This window comes from Streptococcus parasanguinis, from assembly GCF_016648855.1.
GTDB lineage: Bacteria > Bacillota > Bacilli > Lactobacillales > Streptococcaceae > Streptococcus > Streptococcus parasanguinis_L.
Map to the genome: position 1 here is coordinate 108,466 of NZ_JACLQU010000003.1, position 20,840 is coordinate 129,305.

General features: G+C 43.2%; 23 protein-coding genes. 2 read left to right on the plus strand and 21 right to left on the minus strand.

Features of this window, described 5'->3' with window-relative positions:
• Window positions 1-32: 32 nt before the first annotated feature.
• From H7T92_RS03215 to H7T92_RS03305, 19 genes are all read right to left on the minus strand, one after another.
• The gene (locus H7T92_RS03215; protein ID WP_201037035.1) at window positions 33-740 is read right to left on the minus strand and encodes an ABC transporter; all 708 of its coding nucleotides are present in this window, start codon (window positions 738-740) and stop codon (window positions 33-35) included.
• Window positions 737-1,417, minus strand: coding sequence for an ABC transporter ATP-binding protein (locus tag H7T92_RS03220; protein ID WP_201037037.1), 681 nt, complete (start codon window positions 1,415-1,417; stop codon window positions 737-739). Before H7T92_RS03220 ends, H7T92_RS03215 begins: the two co-directional genes overlap by 4 nt.
• Before the next feature lie 289 nt (window positions 1,418-1,706).
• Window positions 1,707-2,993, minus strand: coding sequence for a sensor histidine kinase (locus tag H7T92_RS03225; RefSeq protein WP_260314257.1), 1,287 nt, complete (start codon window positions 2,991-2,993; stop codon window positions 1,707-1,709).
• Window positions 2,994-3,024: 31 nt separating this feature from the next.
• Window positions 3,025-3,759, minus strand: coding sequence for a response regulator transcription factor (locus H7T92_RS03230; protein ID WP_031577029.1), 735 nt, complete (start codon window positions 3,757-3,759; stop codon window positions 3,025-3,027).
• Window positions 3,760-4,835: 1,076 nt separating this feature from the next.
• Window positions 4,836-6,461 carry a chaperonin GroEL gene (gene groL, locus H7T92_RS03235; protein WP_003004647.1) on the minus strand — a complete coding sequence of 542 codons (1,626 nt, stop codon included), beginning with the start codon at window positions 6,459-6,461 and terminating at the stop codon, window positions 4,836-4,838.
• Window positions 6,462-6,482: 21 nt separating this feature from the next.
• Window positions 6,483-6,764 carry a co-chaperone GroES gene (gene groES, locus H7T92_RS03240; RefSeq protein WP_024055367.1) on the minus strand — a complete coding sequence of 94 codons (282 nt, stop codon included), beginning with the start codon at window positions 6,762-6,764 and terminating at the stop codon, window positions 6,483-6,485.
• Window positions 6,765-6,893: 129 nt separating this feature from the next.
• Window positions 6,894-7,187, minus strand: a complete 294-nt coding sequence (locus tag H7T92_RS03245) for a hypothetical protein (protein WP_003004348.1) — start codon at window positions 7,185-7,187, stop codon at window positions 6,894-6,896.
• 98 nt (window positions 7,188-7,285) lie between these two features.
• Window positions 7,286-8,140 (minus strand): PTS system mannose/fructose/sorbose family transporter subunit IID, encoded by an 855-nt coding sequence (locus H7T92_RS03250; protein WP_037585172.1) that lies wholly within the window; start codon window positions 8,138-8,140, stop codon window positions 7,286-7,288.
• On the minus strand, window positions 8,124-8,966 hold the full coding sequence (locus H7T92_RS03255; RefSeq protein WP_003019182.1) for a PTS mannose/fructose/sorbose/N-acetylgalactosamine transporter subunit IIC: 843 nt from the start codon (window positions 8,964-8,966) through the stop codon (window positions 8,124-8,126). Before H7T92_RS03255 ends, H7T92_RS03250 begins: the two co-directional genes overlap by 17 nt.
• A gap of 56 nt (window positions 8,967-9,022) precedes the next feature.
• On the minus strand, window positions 9,023-9,517 hold the full coding sequence (locus H7T92_RS03260) for a PTS sugar transporter subunit IIB (RefSeq protein WP_000261775.1): 495 nt from the start codon (window positions 9,515-9,517) through the stop codon (window positions 9,023-9,025).
• A gap of 14 nt (window positions 9,518-9,531) precedes the next feature.
• On the minus strand, window positions 9,532-9,969 hold the full coding sequence (locus H7T92_RS03265; protein ID WP_049472855.1) for a PTS sugar transporter subunit IIA: 438 nt from the start codon (window positions 9,967-9,969) through the stop codon (window positions 9,532-9,534).
• Between the two features lie 140 nt (window positions 9,970-10,109).
• A complete protein-coding gene (locus tag H7T92_RS03270; protein WP_201037041.1) occupies window positions 10,110-11,408 on the minus strand; it encodes an ABC transporter substrate-binding protein in 1,299 nt (432 codons plus the stop codon).
• Entirely contained in the window at window positions 11,405-12,088 is a 684-nt protein-coding gene (locus tag H7T92_RS03275) for a response regulator transcription factor (protein WP_037585171.1), read from the minus strand. The genes H7T92_RS03270 and H7T92_RS03275 overlap by 4 nt, the downstream gene beginning before the upstream one ends.
• Window positions 12,089-12,093: 5 nt before the next feature.
• Window positions 12,094-13,410 (minus strand): sensor histidine kinase, encoded by a 1,317-nt coding sequence (locus tag H7T92_RS03280; RefSeq protein ID WP_049522525.1) that lies wholly within the window; start codon window positions 13,408-13,410, stop codon window positions 12,094-12,096.
• On the minus strand, window positions 13,410-14,393 hold the full coding sequence (locus H7T92_RS03285) for a substrate-binding domain-containing protein (protein ID WP_201037043.1): 984 nt from the start codon (window positions 14,391-14,393) through the stop codon (window positions 13,410-13,412). Before H7T92_RS03285 ends, H7T92_RS03280 begins: the two co-directional genes overlap by 1 nt.
• A 189-nt stretch (window positions 14,394-14,582) precedes the next feature.
• A complete protein-coding gene (locus H7T92_RS03290) occupies window positions 14,583-14,978 on the minus strand; it encodes a single-stranded DNA-binding protein (RefSeq protein ID WP_201037094.1) in 396 nt (131 codons plus the stop codon).
• Window positions 14,979-15,079: 101 nt separating this feature from the next.
• Entirely contained in the window at window positions 15,080-15,706 is a 627-nt protein-coding gene (gene ytpR / locus H7T92_RS03295; RefSeq protein WP_023919637.1) for a YtpR family tRNA-binding protein, read from the minus strand.
• Window positions 15,707-15,715: 9 nt separating this feature from the next.
• On the minus strand, window positions 15,716-16,033 hold the full coding sequence (locus H7T92_RS03300; protein ID WP_021154296.1) for a thioredoxin family protein: 318 nt from the start codon (window positions 16,031-16,033) through the stop codon (window positions 15,716-15,718).
• Entirely contained in the window at window positions 16,030-16,320 is a 291-nt protein-coding gene (locus H7T92_RS03305; protein WP_003004245.1) for a DUF4651 domain-containing protein, read from the minus strand. Before H7T92_RS03305 ends, H7T92_RS03300 begins: the two co-directional genes overlap by 4 nt.
• A gap of 142 nt (window positions 16,321-16,462) precedes the next feature.
• Here H7T92_RS03305 and pepA point away from each other — a divergent pair, with 142 nt between their 5' ends.
• Both pepA and H7T92_RS03315 read left to right on the plus strand, forming a co-directional pair.
• Window positions 16,463-17,527, plus strand: coding sequence for a glutamyl aminopeptidase (gene pepA / locus H7T92_RS03310; RefSeq protein WP_201037044.1), 1,065 nt, complete (start codon window positions 16,463-16,465; stop codon window positions 17,525-17,527).
• A gap of 372 nt (window positions 17,528-17,899) precedes the next feature.
• Complete coding sequence (locus H7T92_RS03315; protein WP_021154294.1) at window positions 17,900-19,384, plus strand: DUF1846 domain-containing protein; 1,485 nt, start codon at window positions 17,900-17,902, stop codon at window positions 19,382-19,384.
• Between the two features lie 63 nt (window positions 19,385-19,447).
• On the opposite strand, the gene folK is transcribed toward H7T92_RS03315, so the two are convergent.
• Window positions 19,448-20,257, minus strand: a complete 810-nt coding sequence (gene folK, locus H7T92_RS03320; protein WP_201037046.1) for a 2-amino-4-hydroxy-6-hydroxymethyldihydropteridine diphosphokinase — start codon at window positions 20,255-20,257, stop codon at window positions 19,448-19,450.
• A 25-nt stretch (window positions 20,258-20,282) separates the two neighbouring features.
• Window positions 20,283-20,837 carry a GTP cyclohydrolase I FolE gene (folE, locus tag H7T92_RS03325; RefSeq protein WP_201037047.1) on the minus strand — a complete coding sequence of 185 codons (555 nt, stop codon included), beginning with the start codon at window positions 20,835-20,837 and terminating at the stop codon, window positions 20,283-20,285.
• Window positions 20,838-20,840 lie beyond the last annotated feature (3 nt).

Consider the following 20,840-nt stretch of genomic DNA (forward strand, 5'->3'; position numbering starts at 1 on the left):
TAACTCCTACTCATTTTCTTATTTAACTGCTCTTAGTTCCCCATTTTTCCTTTGGGTACGAGCAGATAGAAAAATAGCAAATTCAATCCAAAGACGGCAACAAAGAGCGCTAATTGGGTGGCATCAATCGTTTGTTTCTCAGTCAAATCTTGGATCAGCTTTGTATAATAATAGCCTGGGAATACCCGCTGTAGCTTGCCAACCAAGTCCATAAATCCTCCACTTGCGCCAAGCGTATCAAAGGGAATAATGGTCATGGCTGCCAAAATAATAACTGGAAAGCCAATGGTATCAATCGTCTTGGCATCTACCCTCACCCCAAGTACAAAGCCAATCACACTAAAGTAGATCCCCATCAAGGATAAGAGGAAAAATTGTACCAACAGGCTAGTCGTCACTGGAAAGTGAAAACCTAGAACAGCAACTACTAGTACTGCTAAAAAGATCAGGCTGTTCAAAATCAGTTGTACGATCGATTGATCCCATAAATAGTTCTTGACACTATAGCTTGTAAAGCGGGATTCAAAAGAATAAAACCCGATATCTGAGGCGATTCGCTTACTAAAAGTTGCAAGGCTATTGCCAATGACGCCTATAAAGACGGCAATGCCTAATAAAATACTTGGCGAAACCCCTTTTTGAAGCTGATAAAAGAAGATATACCAGCCTATGGGTAAAATAATGGTGAATAATACAAAGCGCTTATTTCGTAAAACTTGCTTTAATTGAATCTTTTTCATGCTTGTTCCCTTCCTTTATTCATCTCTTCTCGGAAATACTGCTCAATGGTTTGACCAGCCTGGTGAATATCCTCAACAGCCTTTGTGGCAGCAATTCGACCATCTTTTAAAATCAAGACTTTTGTAAAAAAGGCATCGATTTGGTTAAAATCATGGGTCACCACAACAGATGTAAACTCTTGCTGCTCCAGTAATTTCCAAAAATTATCCACTGCTTCCAAGTCCATGCCAGTCGTTGGCTCATCTAAAAAAATCAACTTTGGATGATTCAAAATAGTTAACAACAAGGACAAGCGTCTCTTTTGACCACCGGAAAGACTGCCCACCATCTGCTCTCTTGATTCTCTCAATTCGACCATCTCTAAGAGTCCATTGATATCAGCCTGCTTCTGCTGATTCATCCGGCTTTTTAATTCGACGAATTCAGCAACGGTTAGATCCTCGATGAGCAGATCTCCCTGAGGCATCATCCCAATTTCTCTTTGAAAATCAAGCGAAGTCTTTATCGTCCCCGAATCAGCCTGGAGCTGCCCTGCGATAATGTTGAAGAGGGTGCTTTTACCTGCTCCATTATTTCCCAGTAAGGCAATTTTGTCTCCTTCTTCTATCGAAAAAGACACCCCTTTTAATACTGTCTTCTCCTTAAATGATTTTGTAATAGATGCTACCTGAAACATACGATCCCTCTTTTCTTATTGATCTTGTGTACAGTATACTTCAAAGGGACATGCTTTGTGGCTCTCTGTCAGAATCGGTCAGAAAATCGTCGTGAATGGTCAAAAAAGAGGCTGGGACAAAAGTCCTAGCCTCTCAATTATTTTCGGATTGTCGAGCAAGACGCAGTGGTTGAGTGGGCTCTACTACACTGATTTCATCAGCTTTTACAGCCCTACTCAACTGTGCGGAGGTGGGACGACGAATTCGAATTCTAACGAATGACCGATTTCTGTCCCACTCTCTCTTCCATTATTCCTTCCAAAAGGTCAGGCTCTGGGTAAATCGGTAATTTGAACTCTTGGTAGACACTGTCGTTTTGGGATACTTTTCCAGTAATTGTTGGATCTTGTACAAGCCAAGACCGCGGCCATCTCCTTTACTTGAGTAGTCCTTTTCAAAAATTCTCGCCAGATCTATTTTTTCAGCTTTTGTACTATTTTCAACTATTAAGATGAGGGAGTTTTCCTCATGGAGCATGGCAAGAGTCAGCTGTGGGTCATCTGATTCAAGACTCGCTTCGATAGCATTGTCACAAAGGATGGATAAGAAGGTGATGAAATCTAAAACCTCGATGAATAGATTACGAACAGGTTCATCGATCTCGACAGAGATCCCAATCCCTTTATTTTGAGCTTCCAACAATTTTGCGGACAGAACACTTTTTACAGCTGGATTTTCGATGTGACTGAGTTTGGCAATATCAAACTTGCTATCGTAAAATTGCTGGCCACTCTCTCGAAGAACATTCTCATAGACTTCCCTGATCGCATTAAGATCTTCATGCTCAATACTTAATTTGAGACTGGTTAAAATATTCAGGTAGTCATGACGAAAGGCACGAATCTCCCCATAGAGCATTTCGACGTGTCGGCTATAGGTGGCTAACTCCTGTAGTTGCCTATCTTTCTGCTCTAGAATTTCTTGTTTCAATCGTTCTTTGGACACTGCATTAAAATACAAGAGGAGCATGAAAAATAAGATCAAATAAATACTATTTAACTGTCCCCGTAAAGCATCTGCATACGGAATAGCATTCTCAAAAGCCACCAGACCTACAACACTGACTAAATACACAAACATAGAAAGATCCATTGGGAGTAAGAAACGATTAAAATACTGACGTTGGAATCCTACTTTTAGATCTGTAAAATCTAGTTTTAACAGCTTGGTGATTCCTAAATAGACAGGAAAGACTAGCAATTCAAGTAGAGCATCGTACCAGCTGACAGACGCCTCATGAACAAGTATAACCCCCAGCATTGGAAAGACATAAAAGGCTAAGAGACGCCCAATGAGACTCTCCATGACAACTGGGTAGAGCCCATAAAAAATGTTCAAGAGGTGTCGTATGTTACGATTTCGATAGAAACTATAGGCAATAAATACTAAGAAATAGCCAAAAAAACCTACCGGTGGCACAAGGGTAAAGACGACTGCAAAGAAGAAGGGGCACAAAAAGAGCCAGCGCCAGGCGAACTCTTGTCTACTAATATGACGATAGATCAGCATGCTGACGAAGAACTTTAGGTAAGACATTAGAATATCTAACAGCAATTCCTTCTCCCTTCTATTTTTTCAAAGCTTCCAGTAAGCCTCTATACTTGGTCCGTGAGATCAAGCAATTGTCCCCATTTTCAAAAAAAGCTTTCTTGGCTTCCTTATCAATCTTCGTAATATTTTGTGGATTCACCACAAAGGAGCGGTGGCACCGATACAAGCGGGGATCTGCTTTTTCGATATCGGCAATACTAGCGTAAAATTCCAAGCGCTCATCCTGGGTGTGTAAAATGACCTTGTGAATAGTTGGAGACGTTTCAACATACAAAATCTTATTAAAGGGAACTTGTACACGCGCCATCGCACTCTCAAATGTAAAAGCATCTTGTGCAATCGTGGTCCCAGCTTGCTCCAAGGTATAATCGATGGCTGAGCTGATTCTCTCTCTGAACTCTTCCTCACCCAGCGTTTTATCGATAAAATCCAAGGCGGCTACTTTGTACTGAAAGGTAATGGGCATGAATTCAGAGTGAGTGGTGACAAAGACAATGGTCGCATGGGGGTCTTTCTTACGAATCTCTTTTGCAATCTCCAGACCTTTTTTCTCCTCACCTTTAATCTCGATATCTAAAAAGAATAGGTGATGAGCGCCTCTCTCTGTGATAGCATCTAGCAACTGGCTTGATTTCCCAAACACTTCTGGCGCTTTGCATTGCAAGGACTTCTGAGCGATAAGTTCCTGCAAGACCGATTCGATTCGTGATTGCTGGATCCACTCATCTTCTAACACAAAAATCTTCAACAAAGTCTTCACTCCTTCCCCTCGACGAATATGTTCTATTTTACCATAAATAATAGCTGCTGAGCCACTCTTTCAAAGTAGACTCAAAAGGCATTCTATCTTTTTCTCCTTAACAAGAAAAAACTCTCCCGGAGGAATCCGGAAGAGCTTGCGCAAGGGGAATTTGAAAAATATTTTTTAATATGAAAAAGGTCGATAAAATCTACACTATGTTCAAACTCTCATTTTACTAACAGCGATATTACGATCAAGTTTTATTGTCAATAGACATGTATGTGGGAAGTTCTCCCCTTGCAACAATGTAGACCTGTGATCTACTCTTAATAGTATACACTAGAATTATTACAAAATCAGTTAATTTGTATTGCAATTTGTTGGCAAATATTCCTCCGCCTGAAAACACAACAAACGCTTGATTCCCAAGCATCTACGCAAGTCCTCTTTAACTAGTATTTATCATTTCTGTTACAAAATTTAAAATAAAAATATTATTCCATAACAAATGAAAATCCCAAAGCACGATAAAAAGAGGCTGGGACAAAAGTCCTAGCCTCTCATTATTTTTGGATTGTCGAGCAAGACGCAGTGGTTGAGTGGGCTCTACTACGCTGATTTCATCAGCTTTTACAGCCCTACTCAACTGTGCGGAGGTGGGATGGCGAAATCGAATTCTAACGAATGACCGATTTCTGTTCCACTCTCTTTGAGCTAGTAAGACACTTCGGCAAGGCACCATAGTGCTTGCCATAACAATAAATACACCTGATAAATTAATCAAGGGGTTACGACGTAAAAAGGGAGGAACGATATTTTCCTCCCTTTGAGCTAGTAAGACGATTAGCCAGACCCCACAATAGCGACTGGCGTCAAATGATGAGAGGTATAGCCTCAATCGTGTAACAGTTACGACAGAAAATAAAGAAGGCCGATCTTGCCTTCTTTGTTTTACATAGGTTACGACGTGAAAAGGGAGGAACGATATTTTCCTCCCTTTGAGCTAGTAAGATGATTAGGTAGACCGCAATATAGCGGCTACCGTCCAATGATTCGGTGCTTTAGCACCAATCATTGGTATCAGGTTACATCATCCCGCCCATCATGCTTGGATCCATTCCTGGTCCTGCTGGGGCTGCTGGTTCTGGTTTGTTGGCTACGACTGCTTCGGTCGTCAAGATCAGACTCGCTACGGAAGCGGCGTTTTGAAGGGCTGAACGGCTCACTTTAACTGGGTCGATGATTCCTGCATCAATCATATTCACCCATTCACCTGTTGCAGCATTGAAACCTGTTCCGACTTCGGCATTTTTCAAGCGATCAATCACAATAGATCCTTCGTAACCGGCATTGTGGGCAATTTGGCGCACAGGTTCTTCCAAAGCACGAAGAACGATATTGCGTCCGGTCGCTTCATCTCCTTCCAACTCAAGGGCTGCGACTGCAGAGATGACATTGACAAGAGCTGTACCACCTCCGGCAACGATCCCTTCTTCAACGGCTGCGCGAGTCGCATTAAGGGCATCTTCGATACGGAGTTTCATTTCTTTCAATTCTGTTTCTGTTGCAGCACCGACCTTGATTACGGCAACACCACCAGACAATTTAGCCAAACGTTCTTGTAATTTTTCACGGTCAAATTCAGAGGTTGTGGTTTCGATTTGTGACTTGATAACAGCCACACGGTTAGCGATCGCTTCTGGATTACCAGAACCTTCGACAATGACAGTACTGTCTTTATCGACTGAAACTTTAGCTGCTTGACCAAGCGCTTCAATGGTTGCATCTTTCAATTCCAAACCAAGGTCATCTGTAATGACTGTACCACCTGTCAAGATGGCAATGTCTTCTAGCATGGCTTTGCGGCGATCTCCAAATCCTGGTGCCTTGACAGCTACGACATTAAAGGTACCGCGGATCTTGTTCAAGACAAGTGTTGGAAGAGCTTCGCCATCGACATCATCTGCGATGATCAAGAGTGGACGGTTGCTTTGAAGAATGCTTTCCAACAATGGCAAGATTTCTTGGATATTTGAAATCTTCTTGTCAGTGATCAAAATGTATGGATTTTCAAGGTCTGCCACCATTTTTTCATTATCAGTGACCATGTATTGTGAGAGGTAACCACGGTCAAATTGCATGCCTTCAACGACTTCCAGTTCTGTCTCCATTCCACGTGACTCTTCAATCGTGATAACCCCATCTTTGCCAACTTTTTCCATGGCTTCAGAGATGTACTCACCGACTTTTTCAGAACGAGAAGACACAGCAGCTACTTGAGCAATCGCTTCCTTGCTCGATACTGGGATCGCATTGTTTTTTAAAGCTTCTACTGCTGTTGCAACAGCAGTCTCAATCCCACGGCGGATGCCAATTGGATTAGCTCCTGCAGTGACGTTTTTGATCCCTTCACGGACGATGGCCTGAGTCAAGACCGTTGCGGTCGTTGTACCGTCACCTGCGATATCATTGGTCTTAGAAGCCACTTCTGACACCAATTTGGCACCCATATTTTCAAAATGGTCTTCCAATTCGATTTCTTTTGCGATGGTCACCCCATCATTTGTGATCAAAGGTGAACCAAATGATTTTTCAAGAACCACATTGCGACCTTTAGGGCCCAACGTAACTTTCACTGTATCTGCTAAGACATCGACACCACGGACCATTGCAGAACGTGCATCAGATGAAAATTTAATATCTTTTGCCATTTCTCTTACCTCTTTCTTCTCTTACTCTACAATTGCAAGAATGTTTGCTGTTCCAACGATGGTGTAGGTTTCTTCCCCATCTTTAACTTCAATTCCTGCATGGCTTTCAACCAAAACGTGGTCTCCTGCTTTTACAGCTGGGGCGATGAGTTCGCCACTTAGGGTACGCACACCTTCACCAACGGCAACCACTTCAGCTGTTTTTGTATCAGCCTTGCTCGCACCTGCTAGGACAAAACCTCCAACAGTCTGTTCTTTTTCTTCTACTTTTAAGACCACACGGTCTCCTAATGGTTTTAACATGTTCATTCCTCCATACGTGTTTTTAGCACTCTCTATACGTAAGTGCTAACTTATGTTTCTATTGTATCACTTGGTCAGAAATAGTCAAGAAAAAAACACCTCAAAAATAGATGAGATGTTTCTAAAATATCAATTTAAAATTGTCAATTTTTGATTGAAATCGTCGATCACTTTTTGAAGATTGATCCGCCCGCGGTAGATGCCATATCCAAAAACAATCATGCCTAAAATTCCAACCAAGGCTAGTAAAATCCCGAGGATCAAGAGTGGGAGGAAACTTTTGTGAAAGAGATAGATCAATACCACACCAATACTGGCAATGATAAAGAGTAAGCTGAACCAACGACCAAGGTTTTCAAGCATGTGGCGTTGGTACTTGATTTCTGTTTCATATCCATTGACAAGTTCTTGTTTTGTAACCATGGGATTCCTCCTTATAAAAATTGAGAATGAAGTGCAAGTAAAGGAGGTCAATTCACTTCATTCTCAAAAACTCCTACTAGCAAATTCCTTTTTTTACCTTAGTATTTAAGATGTGGGTCAAAGATACCAAGGGCAACACCGATCAAAGCAACTACAACGAGAAGTAACATAACTTTGTTTGGTGAAATTTTTTTCTTAGACATCAACCACCAGCAAAGAGTGATGAAGGCTGCTGTTAAGAGACCTGGATAAACACCATCGATCTTTTCTTGGATGTTCAAGAAGACTTTTCCTTCAGAATTCTTGAATTGAAGGGCTGTTGTAACAGATACCCAAGTAGCTGCTACGGCACCGATAACCATACCACCGACAACGCTGATCGCTTTACGAAGAGCTTGTCCTTTTGGTCCTACAAGGAATTCAACGGCTTTATCCCCTAATTGGTAACCTTTGAAGAAGGCAAAGCGCATACCAAAGTAGACTAAGAGGTTCCATACGACGATGTAGAAGAGGGCACCAGCGACGTTACCACCTTTAGAAAGTCCAAGGGCAATCCCCAAGAGAACTGGAATCAAGGTACCAACGACCAATGAGTCACCAATACCAGCGATTGGTCCCATCAAACCGGCACGCATACCGTTGATGGTTTCGCCATCTACTGCATCTCCGTTTGCACGCGCTTCTTCCAAACCAGCTGTGATCCCTACAACAAGAGATCCAAGTTGTGGTTCAGTGTTGAAGAAGGCCGTATAGGTTTGCATAGCATCCTTTTGTTCTTCTTTTGTGTCATACATTTCTTCTACGATTGGAAGCATAGAAGTCAAGTACCCGAAGGTTTGCATATGTTCTTGAGAGAAACAAGTCAAATGACCATAATACCAATGATGGAATGCTTTTGCTAATGTTTTCTTTGAAATTTTCTTTCTATCAGCCATTTTAAATATCCTCCTCATCATCGTCTAGATCCACCGCTCCAGCTGGAGCAGCTTTCATCGATTTGATCACTTCAAGTTCATAGTAGATTACTGCAAAGATTAATGAAACAACGGCACTGGATACCAAGTTCAATCCGAGAGATTTTGCCAAGGTAAATCCAACAAAGAATGGAATGAAGTCAGTTGCTTCTGTAACAATTTGTTTCAACAAGATGGCAATACCGACACATGGGAGAAGAGCACCGACTGTAAAGAGGGCTTTCATCCAGTAACCATCCATAGGAAGGTATTGTTTCATCAAATCAACCATGTTTTCACCGTATTTGGTGATAATCATTGTTGGAAGGAAAGAGAAGAGGAAGTGAGAGATCCAAGGGTAAACCCAGTCAACTGCGTAGAGTTTTTTGAAGTTTCCTTCTTCAACGGCTTTCCAACCGATGTGTTGCCATACCAAGTTCATAGTAGCGGTACCGTAGAAAAGAACTGTACCGATTGTCCCAACGGCTGCACCGATTGGAGCTGCAGCTGCGGCGATTCCAGCTTCATCTGTGATGTTATTAGCATGCACAAACAAGATAGCAAGAGGAACACCGATGTAAGAGATGGCACGCACATCGGCAGATACGGTACCACCAGGTGTTACCAAGGCGATATAAACGACTTGAAGGGCAACCCCGACCATAATACCGGTTGTCACATCTCCAAGAATTAAACCTGAAATCAACCCACCGATCAAAGGACGACCGAGTGTATAGTTCCCGATACTGGAACCCCCCATACCAGGCATTGAAGACAAGCTGGCGAAAATACCAAGCAAGATTGCTTGAATCCATGAAATTGTCATAACAAACGCTCCTTTTGTTTGTAAATTTATTTACCTAACAGATAAGACTGTTAGTTTTAAAAACCAAATTTTGATTTGAAATCATCCCAATAACCGATGGAAACATCTGGCAACAATTGGAATTTCACCTTGTAGCCTGCTGCTTGAATGGCTTGGAAGGCTTCTGCTTCTTCCTGAGTGATGGATTGGTTATTTCCCAATTTCACAGCTCCAGGACGATCATTTGCAGGGCCAACAATGATTTCTTTGACATCACCTGGGACAAACCCTTGGTCGACCAAAATTTCCTTCATATCGATTGGATTTTTGGTGATCAAGAAGTAACGACTATCTGATTCTGTTACTTTTGCTGATTTTTCTTTAAAGGCTTCCTTTGTCCATACAAAGGTTTTCTTGTCTGATGCGCCTTTGTAAGCTTGGATCAAAACCTTGTTTGATGCTGCTGCATCGTTTACGGCAATCAAGCCATCACATGGTTTTTCCTTTGCCCAGCGTGTGACTGTTTGACCGTGAATCATGCGGTCATCAATCCGTACAAATGTTACTACCATAAGGTACCTCCCTATTAAATATCGTCATCATCTTCTTCAGCACTTGTGGCTGAAACTTCAAAAGGCTGTAGTGCAGATCGTGCTTCTGATAAGATGGTAGCTGACAAATCGTCTCCATCCAACACATCCTTCATCACAACTGCCGTCAAGGCCATGGTGAGGTTCATCCCACCAAGGATTAAGGCTCCATCGAGCTTTCCAGCTTCTTCTAGAACCGTGGCTGCAGTGGTTAATGGACTACCACCTACGATATCTGCCAAGACCAAAACAGAATCATCAGCTGTCAATCCTGAAATGCTCTCTCTGAAATCAACTGCGAAGTCATCAACTGATTTTCCTTCTTTGAGTCCAACTGCGATGACCTGATCCATCTTATCACCAGCAAACATGGCTAGTGATGTTTTTAGACCTTCTGCCAGTCCACCATGACTGACCAAAACGAGGTATTTCATTTTGCTACGCCTCCTTTATTTGACTCTATTGTAGACTATTTGAAAGCGTTTTTATATTGTCAAATGTCACATTCCCAATATGACATTTAGCAATAAAAAAATGACATCTGTCACTTGACAAAATGCCATCTTATTTTACTCTAAACTCCTACCTGTAGGCTACTTTCAATCTCCCTCTGAATTTGAGGCAAGCGGTTCTCGACATCTTGATCGCGCAAGGCATTGCCAATTAAGTAATCTAGCTTTTCTAGCACCTCTTTTGAGACATTTTTCGGACTACTTTCAACAGCTTGTTCCATAATGCGGTTCAAGGTCTGATTGGTCAAGGAATCCGTTCCAAAATCATCCACCTGCAAAAGGTCTTTACTAGAGCGACTCTTGACCACCTGTGGCATGACAGAGATCCCTTGGGATTGAGCAAAGAGGGTTTGTTGAATGTCTGGATCCTCTGTTAAGAGTTGCATCAATTCCCAAGCCAACTTGGAATGAGAACTTCGAGCCGACATAGCAAAAGAAGTCGTCGTGACTAAGGTTGCCTTGGTCGTTTTTGATTTAGCCGGCATCGGGATACAGGTCCAGGTGAAGTTTGAATATTTAGAAACGTGGTAGGGATAAGGTTTATAGGTCCGATATTGAGCCAAGGTCATGGGATAGAAGGCGACTTTCCCCTGGTCAAAATCTTTAGAGCTCACCTTGTAATTTTTATTTAGATCTTCCAATTTTTGCAGAAAAGTCAGAGACTCTTTCACCTCTGGAGCTGTCAGCTTGAGCATGCCACCTTGGAAAAGATGACCTCCATTTGCCGCCAAGGCTTCTTTCCAGGTGTATTCTGTACTCCCAAATTGGTCCAGTTGCCCATCCCCATTGGTATCTTTGGTTAGTTTCTTGCAAATCGTATAGAACTCTTCAAGGGACCAACCTTCTTTGGGAACCGCGATGCCTTCTTTATCCAAGAGATCTTTATTGACACACATCAAAATCGGATTGCTTTCATAAGGTAAGGCATAGGTTTGCCCCTGATAGACACCGGATTCAAAGGCAACGGGATAAAATGTTGCTTGATCTTTTCGATCCATATATTCGTTTAACTTTTCTAATACGCCTCGCGCTGCTAATAAAGAAAGATCTTGCTCAGAGACCATAAACACATCCGGCGTCTTTCCTGAGACAATCTTTTCAGAGAGCCAGTCTGAATAATCCGACTGCGGAATCCCGTTTTCATACTCTACACGGACATGAGGATGGGATTTTTCAAATTTTTGAATCGCACGATCCAAGGCATGGGAACGTTGACTGGTCGGCACATCCCAGCTAGAGCCTGCATAAACGCCGATATGGAGGACGGTCGGTTGCTGTTTCCACCAATAGAAACCCGCGCTCGCACAGAGCATAACAAGGAGACCAATCCCCCAACAAAGATGCTTTTGCTTCAATTTCATTCTGTATTTCCTTTAGAAAAATCACGTCTCGTCACTCCTGTTTGGACAGACCAGATCGCTAATTGCGTTCGATCTCGTAGGTTTAATTTCGCCAAAATCGTTGATAAGTAATTGCGCACCGTTCCTTCTGACAAGAAGAGTTTGGCCGCAATTTCTTTATTGGACTCCCCATAGCCGACTTCTTGGATAATGCGCCATTCCGTCGTGCTCAAATCCTTGACATTGTCCTCATCTACAGCAATAGAGAAGTTGGTTTTGGCCATTTGTGAGAAAATTTGAAAGACTTTACTAGCGATATTCGGGTTGATCATAGCTCCGCCTTGATACACCACCTTAATCGCTTCATAGAGTTCCTCTGTCGAGGCACCCTTTAAAAGATAACCTGAAGCACCATACTTGAGTGCACTATAGATAAATTCATCATCGTCAAAGGTCGTTAAAATAATAATTTTGATATCCGGATAGTGTTCTTTTACTTCTTTTGTCGCTAAGACCCCATCCATGCCTGGCATCCGGATATCCATTAAGATCAGGTCAGGATGTGTCTGTGGAATGCTCGACAAGACGTGATTCCCATCTTCCACTGTGGCCACCACTTCGATATCGGGGTGGGCTGACAAAATAATTTTCAGAGATTCTCGAATCAAGGCCTGGTCATCTGCCACCATTACTTTTATCACCATCTCTATCTCCCTTCTTTATATTTCGGTAAACTGACGCGCGTGAAAAATCCATCGCGACTTTCAAATTGAAGCTGTCCTCCTAGGATGGAAATGCGCTCCATCATCTGCTTGAGCCCATAGCCATAGGTCAAGGTTTCAAACCCAACCCCATTGTCCTGCAACTCGATCAGGTAATCTTCTTCATCCTCAAAAAAATGAAGGCTCATCTGACTGGCATGACCGTGGCGAACCGCATTGGTCATAGACTCTTGAATCACACGAAAGATCGTATCTTCAATCATGACGTCCATATCGACATCGACCCATTCATAGTGTAAATCAACCTGCAAGTTGGAAAGCGTCTGGTACTCGCGGATCATCTTTTCTAAAGCATCTTTGAGGGTTCGTCCCTCAAGGGCACCTGGACGGAGGCGGTTGAGAGACCCTCTCACATCCTGGATTCCTTCACGAACCACTTCTGATACGCTTTTCACCTGCTCTTTTGCTCGATTGGGATCGATATCAATCAAGACCCCAACAGCATCTAAACCTGCCGAGATCCCTGTTAGCGCATGCCCCAAGGTATCGTGAATCTCCCGAGCAATCCGCTTGCGCTCCCGATCTTCTGCAATTTTCTCAGACAAGGCCATATAGTTGTTCAACTCCGTATTGACCTTCGAAACCATGGCCAACTCTTCTTCTACTTCGTGGTTTTCCGCAAGAACATTCATAATATAGAACAAAAGCGAAATAATGAAGAGCACCATATTCAAGGCATAGAGGGAATTCTTTAAGAAAAAGGCCAGAATCCGGATGGAGGCAGGGTAAAAATGAATATAGACATCCAGAGAAGGTATCGGAAAGAAAAGCGAAAAGACGTCTGAATTGGTCACAAGTAGAATCAAGAAACTCACTAGGATAAACGCAAACCAATACTTGCGGTCTCGCTTGGTATTCAACTCTTTGGAACCATAGAAGATATCCGCAAAAACCAATAGAATCAGCCCGTTATAAGCTACATTTTGGACCCACATCAAGAGCAACATCAGGAGGATCTCCAAAATGTTCCACTTATCAAAAATGGACCATCGACTCGTTTGAGACCGGTAACGACTCATGGAGATCAAGGCAATTCCAGCAAATAAGAGCGCAGACAACCAAAAAGTTGTAGAAGGCGCAAAAGGAATACGCTCTAAGCGTTCTACTAATAGAGAAGCTTGCCGTTGGGCAATGATATAGTTGGTTGCTTGAAGATAGATGATACTGTTGAGCATCACAGCGATAAAATTCACGACCATCAGAATGGCCAAACTGTATCTCACACCTCTAAATTTTCTCATTACTGCCACCCATTCACATCAAAGTGATCGATGTTTTCCTTTGTCATCATTTGAACCGGAATGGTTATCTCTTTTTGATAGCTCTTCCCATCCGTCATATCTTGGATAACCTCCATCACGCGGTCTCCCATCTTCAACGGAGACTGGGCAACGGTTCCTACAACATCATCTGTCGAGTGCAGCAAGGCTTTCATATCTGGTGAGCCATCGATCCCATAAATCGCAATGGGATGGGTGATTCCTTGCTCCTTGATCGCTGCTAAAGCTCCTATAGCTGAACGGTCATTCAAGGAGACTAGAGTATCGACATTCCCCCCTGACTGCAAGAACTTACGGACAGCTGGCATAGCGATCTCCGTCTGACCCTTGGTTTCTAGTTCCGAGATAATCTCATATGACCCATGTCCTTTGATGGTATCCTTAAATCCCTGAATCCGCGTATCTGCTGAAACAGTCCCTTTGTGCTCCAAGAGAAGGATCCGAGCATTTGAAGAGCGTTTCATCAGCTCTTTCGCAATCAAGACTCCTGCTTGGTAGTTGTCGGAGACAATGCTGGCATCCGGCTTAAAATGCTTGAGCTGGGTATCAACTGCAATGATCTTAATTCCTTGTTTTCTAGCTTTTTTAAGAGCCCTTAAAATGGGCTGACTATCCCCTTTGACCGGATTAATCACAATCACATTTACTTTTTGGGCACAAAAATCATCGATCTGCTGGCTCTGCCTTTTTTCGTCCAATTCTGGATCTCGGACAGATACAAGAGCTCCTTTCTCATCGGCAATCCGACTAATTTCCGAATGAATACTTTTATAGAACTCATTGTTCATGGTCATATAGGTGACACCAATCTTGGTCTGATCCTTGATGCTACTGGTTTGACAAACAGCATAGATCCACAAGAGGAGGCAGGCCACTGGAATCACCAGTAGAACCCGTTTTATCAGCCATTTTAACAGTTCTTTTCTTTCTTCTTTCCTCTTCAAACTCCGGTCCTTTTCTGAAAATTTTGAATATATATTACTTTATTTTACTACTTTTTCAAGAAAAGTGCTGGCTTTTATTGTACAGATGCATATTTTTGATTTATTTTTAAAAGAGTCGTTCCCGAATGAAATCCCTAGCAAGTATCAAAAAAGCTGGTCTATAAACGAACCAGCTTTCTTTTTTTATTTCTAAAAAGGAAGATCTTCCTCTTCTAAGATGATATCAGCTAAATCTCCCGTTCCACCATTTTCACGCATCGCTCGCTGAGCGCGGCTCTCTAGCAACTGAAAACTTTGGCAGAGGACCTCTGTCACATACTGCATGACCCCATTTTTCTCGTAGCGGCGCGTCCGAATCTCTCCATCCAAAGAGATCAGGCTCCCTTTGCTGGCATAACTAGCCATGGTTTCAGCTAATTTCCCCCAGACAACGACATTGACAAAATCAGTCTCTCGCTCCCCGTTTTGGTCCTTGTAGCGACGATTGACCGCAATGGTCACTCGGGCAACGGATTTGTCTGTGCTGGTTTTATGCAATTCTGGAGCCGCTACTAGGCGACCGATTAAAATAACTTTATTATACATCATTTACCTCCTATCTATTTATTCGAAAAAATTTTAAAAAATGGAGGTGACAAACCAAAATCAAAAAAATCTAGGATCCAAAACATCCTAGATTCTTCTCTTTATTCATGCCAGTGACGAGCAGGATCAAAAGGTGTCCCTGCTACTTCTGCGTCATCCAATTCAATAATGCCTCGTTTTTGAGGAGCATTTGGCAAGTGCAATTCACGCGGACTGCACATCATGCCATAGCTTTTTTCTCCACGAAGGGCACCTGGGAAAATCAAGCTACCATCCGGCATCATGGCACCTGGAAGAGCGACAATGGTCTTGAGACCCACCCGCGCATTTGGAGCTCCAGCTACGATCTGAACCGTCTTATCTGGTCCAACTGCTACCTGGCAGATATTCAAGTGGTCACTATCTGGATGGGCCACCATTTCAAGGATTTCTCCCACCACAAATTTTGGTTCCCGATCGTTGACCAAACGTTCTGCGAAGCCTTCTCTTTCCAATTCTTGGTTCAAACGAGCTACTTGCTCATCTGTCAAAAAGACTTGGCCCTTGCCTTCGATGGCGAAGAAAGATGAGGCATCAAAGATATTCCAGGCAACGGTTTCTTGGTTGTCCTCACGGTAAACGCGAGCCACTTTCCCTTTTCTCTCCACCGCGAGCTTTGCTTCCCCACTATTTTTCAAGGTCAGCATCAATACATCGCCGACTTGTTCTTTGTTGTATGTTACAATCATGTTTTTCTCCTATTTTAATCCTGCTAAGAATGCTGTAATCTGCGCTTTGGTTTTCCGATCCCGATTGACAAACCGACCGATTTCCTTATCCTTTTCCAGAACCACCAAACTTGGGATCCCATAAACATCCCAGACTTTCGCCAGATCCATATAGGCATCTCTGTCAATCAAGATAAAGGTAAATTCGGGATTTTCAGCTTCAATCTCCGGCAAAAAAGGCTTGAGGTAACGACAATCCCCACACCAGTCGGCTGAAAAGACAAAGACTTTCTTGCCATCTTGCTCTACGTATGAAGCAATTTCTTCTAGAGAATTTGGTGTAATCATAATTTTTCCTCTTCGTAATGCAAGAGACCGTCCTCATAGACAAAGCGGTAATGGCGCTCATCTTCAAAAATGACGCCTCCTACTAAGCGCTCTTCACTAGACTCGTAGAGTTCCACATACAGAGTCGCAATCGTCCCCATGGCTTCCATTTGCTCCCGTACTTCTGCTACCAATTCTTCTTGGGTACGGAGACGCTTTTGATCTTTGGCAATTTTATAAACACCGGCCGCAAGAGCTCCTGCACTTGCTACAGCCAGACTAGACAAAATAATTTTTTTAGCTTTCATAGTGCCTATTGTAACACAAAATAAGCAGAGGGACAACGGTCTAGGCTAGATCTCTCCCTCTGCTTTTAGAGACTGATTTCCATAATAACGCTACCATCCTTGTAGAAAAAGTGATAAAATAGCATCAGAAAGAAGGTAACCTATGACTGATTTATTTTCTAAAATCAAAGAAGTAACTGAAATCCCTGCTATCTCAGGTCATGAAGCTCCTGTACGGGATTATTTGCGCCAACAATTGACCCCTCATGTGGACGAAATCGTGACAGATGGTCTCGGTGGGATCTTTGGGGTCAAACACTCCACAGCAGCCGATGCTCCTCGTATCTTAGTAGCTGCTCACATGGATGAAGTTGGTTTTATGATCAGCGAAATCAAAGCTGACGGAACTTTCCGTGTTGTCCCAATCGGAGGTTGGAATCCGATGGTCGTCAGCAGCCAACGCTTCAAACTCTTTACACGTGACGGGCGTGAATACCCTGCTATTTCAGGATCTGTTCCTCCTCATTTGACACGTGGAACAGGTGGACCAACCGTACCTGCTATTAGCGACATCGTCTTTGATGCAGGCTTTAGCTCTAAGGCTGAAGCTGAAAGTTATGGGATCCGTCCTGGAGATACTTTGGTCCCAGATAGCTCTGCGATTCTCACTGCTAATGGTAAAAACGTCATCTCAAAAGCATGGGATAACCGCTACGGCGTCTTGATGGTCAGCGAATTGGCTAAGAGTCTTTCTGGACAAGCCTTAAACAACGAACTCTATGTAGGGGCCAACGTTCAAGAAGAAGTGGGACTTCGTGGAGCTCACACTTCAACCACTAAATTTGATCCTGAAATCTTCCTTGCTGTAGACTGTTCGCCAGCAGCTGATGTCTTTGGAGACCAAGGTGCGATTGGGGAAGGAACACTGCTTCGCTTCTACGATCCAGGTCACATCATGCTACCAAATATGAAAGATTTCTTGCTCACTACTGCTGAAGAAGCGGGCATCAAATTCCAATACTATTGTGCCAAAGGTAGTACCGATGCAGGTGCAGCACACTTGAAGAATGGTGGAGTCCCATCAACCACTATTGGTGTCTGTGCACGTTACATCCACTCACACCAAACCCTCTATGCAATGGATGATTTCTTGCAAGCACAAGCCTTCTTGCAAGCATTGGTTAAGAAATTAGATCGCTCTACAGTTGATCTGATCAAACACTATTAAGCAAATCCTCTTAAAAACTTTTTCCTTAGGTGAGTACGGACGTTATGGACCTAAGGTTCCAAAACTCCCAAGTGCTAGAAACAAAAGTGTTTCTAGCACTTTTCTCACAGCGGAAAGTTTAAGTGCACACTGCGATAACCTTAATAGACTACCTCATTTTATTTGTTTAGCATCACTTAGGTTATTTTATGAAAAAAATATGCCTGAACAATCAAATTCTAGGATGTCTAACCTCATCTTAGGAAAGTATCTTAGAATATTTTATCTTCCATCTTTTTTCTGATATAATATGAAAGAATGAAATGGTAGGGAACTGAACACTCATCCTTGGTTCTGTGTAGCAGGCCCTTTCCTTATATACAGGAGTTTTACATGAAAAAACAAGCTTTTAGTTCTGAAAAGTATTTGAACTTGCAACGTGACCACATTATTGAGCGGATCAATCAATTCGATGGCAAGCTCTACCTTGAATTTGGTGGTAAGATGTTAGAAGACTTCCACGCTGCTCGTGTCCTCCCTGGATACGAACCAGACAATAAGATCAAGCTGCTCCAAGAATTGCGCGACCAGGTGGAAATTGTCATTGCCATCAACGCCAACAACATTGAGCACTCAAAAGCCCGTGGAGACCTAGGAATTTCTTATGACCAAGAAGTGCTACGCTTGATCGACAAATTCAATGAATTAGGGATCTTTGTGGGCTCTGTCGTGATCACCCAATATGCTGGACAAGCTGCAGCAGACGCCTTTCGCAAACAACTGGACAAGAGCGGGATCGCCTCTTATCTCCACTATCCGATCAAGGGCTATCCGACCGACATGGACCACATCATCTCTCCTGAAGGGATGGGGAAAAATGACTACATCAAAACTAGCCGCAATTTGGTCGTTGTGACGGCTCCTGGACCTGGTTCTGGTAAGCTGGCAACTTGTATGTCCAATATGTACCATGACCAATTAAATGGGATCAAATCAGGTTATGCTAAGTTTGAAACCTTCCCAGTTTGGAATCTTCCTTTGCACCACCCAGTCAACTTGGCTTATGAAGCAGCGACTGCCGATCTAGACGATGTCAATATGATCGATCCCTTCCACCTCCAAACCTACGGGGAAACAACGGTCAACTACAACCGTGATATTGAAATCTTCCCTGTCTTGAAGCGCATGTTGGAACGCATCCTAGGAACCTCACCTTATGCTTCTCCAACAGACATGGGCGTCAATATGGTTGGCTTTGCCATTGTGGACAATGACGCTGCGATTGAAGCTTCCCAACAAGAAATTATCCGTCGCTACTACCAAACCATCTTAGATGTCAAAGCAGAGCGTGTCGGTGAAGGGGCTGTGAAGAAAATTGAACTCTTGATGAATGATTTGGGCATTACTCCAAATGATCGGAAAGTGACCGTCCTTGCCCGCCAAAAAGAAGAAGAAACAGGGGAGCCTGCCTTGGCGCTTGAATTGCCAAACGGCGAGATGGTAACCGGAAAAACGTCTGATCTCTTTGGCCCAACCGCAGCCCTCTTAATCAATGCGATTAAGAAATTAGCTCATATTGACAAAGAAACCAAATTAATTGAGCCAGAATACGTCCAACCGATCCAAGGTTTGAAGATCAATCATTTGGGTAGTCGCAACCCTCGTCTTCACTCGAACGAGATCCTCATTGCCCTTGCTATTACAGCTATGACTAATGAAGACGCTAAGCTTGCTATGCAAGAATTAGGCAAGTTGAAAGGCAGCGAAGCCCATTCAACCGTTATGCTGACAGACGAAGACAAGAACGTCCTTCGCAAGCTCGGTATCAACGTCACCATGGACCCTGTCTACCAGTACGATCGCTTGTATCGTAAATAAATCAAGACAAACAAAAACAATCCCTGTTCGAGGGATTGTTTTTTATAATGCAAAGAAGAGAGACTATTTAACAGCCTCCCATAATTGGCGAATGGGCTTTCTTTGAACAGGGTCCACAAAATGGGGAGCAATTTCATTTAAAGATTCTAATACAAAGGCTCGTTCTGCCACATAAGGATGCGGCAAGATCAAGCTAGGGCTGTAGCAAATCGTGTCCTCCATATAAAGCAGATCTAAATCAATCACACGCGGTCCCCACTTGACCTCACGGACACGCCCCATTTCCTGCTCGATGGCAAGTAAGGTCTCTAGTAAATCCTCTGGGGTCATCCAGGTTTCAACCTCTGCCACCTGATTCAAAAAGGCGTCTTGCTCCACTCCTCCCCAAGGTTCCGTTTCAATCCTTGTGGATGTCTGAAGAAGGCGAATGCCTCGATCCTTGATTTTTTCTAGCGCCGTCTCTAGCTGCAGTTGTTTATCTCCCATATTGGTACCAAGGCCAATAAAGGCTCGTTTTTTCTCTCGTTCGATTGTCACCGAACAAGTCTCGAGTGGCAAGGGAACAGGAGCCCAAGGTTTTTTCAACTCCAGACGAACTTTTTCTACAAAGGCATAGCTTTCGAAAATCTTTTGCACCAATTGAAAGGCAACCGTTTCAATCAGATCGATCTTTTCTGCCTGCATCCACTCGGTCAACTGTTCCGCCAAGATCCCATAATGGATCGAAGCTTCCAAATCACCTGTGCGGGCAGCACGGGTCATCTCATAATCCACCCATAGGTCTAGGACAAAGCGTTGTCCTAATTCTTTTTCTGCTGGAAAAACACCATGATAGGCGTATACCTCTAAGTCCTTGATCCGTAATTGATCCACTCTCTTCACCTCTTATAGCCAGCCATTAGTGGCCCATGAGTTTATAGGCTTCATTTTTCAAGTCTTTATCTGTCGCAAGCAATCCACGCGCAGCAGTTGTCACTGTAGCAGTCCCAGGTTTACGGACACCCCGCATGTTCATACACATATGCTCTGCTTCTACCCAGACAAGAGCACCTTGCGCTCCAAGATATTCCATCAAGGCATCTGCGATTTCTACCGTCAATCGTTCCTGAATCTGTGGTTTTTTAGCATAAACCTCGACCGTACGAGCCAGTTTTGAAAGCCCAGCCACACGGCCATTTGGAATGTAGGCAATGTGCACTTTTCCATAAAACGGCAAAAAGTGATGCTCACACATGGAATGGAAAAAAATATCCTTCTCAACCACCATATTGTTATCAATGATTTCAAATGATTTAGACAAGTGCTCTTCTGCCGTCTGTCCTAGTCCTGAAAAGATTTCTTGGTACATCTTTGCAATGCGGGACGGGGTTTCTTGAAGCCCTTCACGGTTCTCTTCTTCACCGACTGCCTCGATGATCATTTTCACTGCTTCTTCAATTTTCTTTGTATCCATATC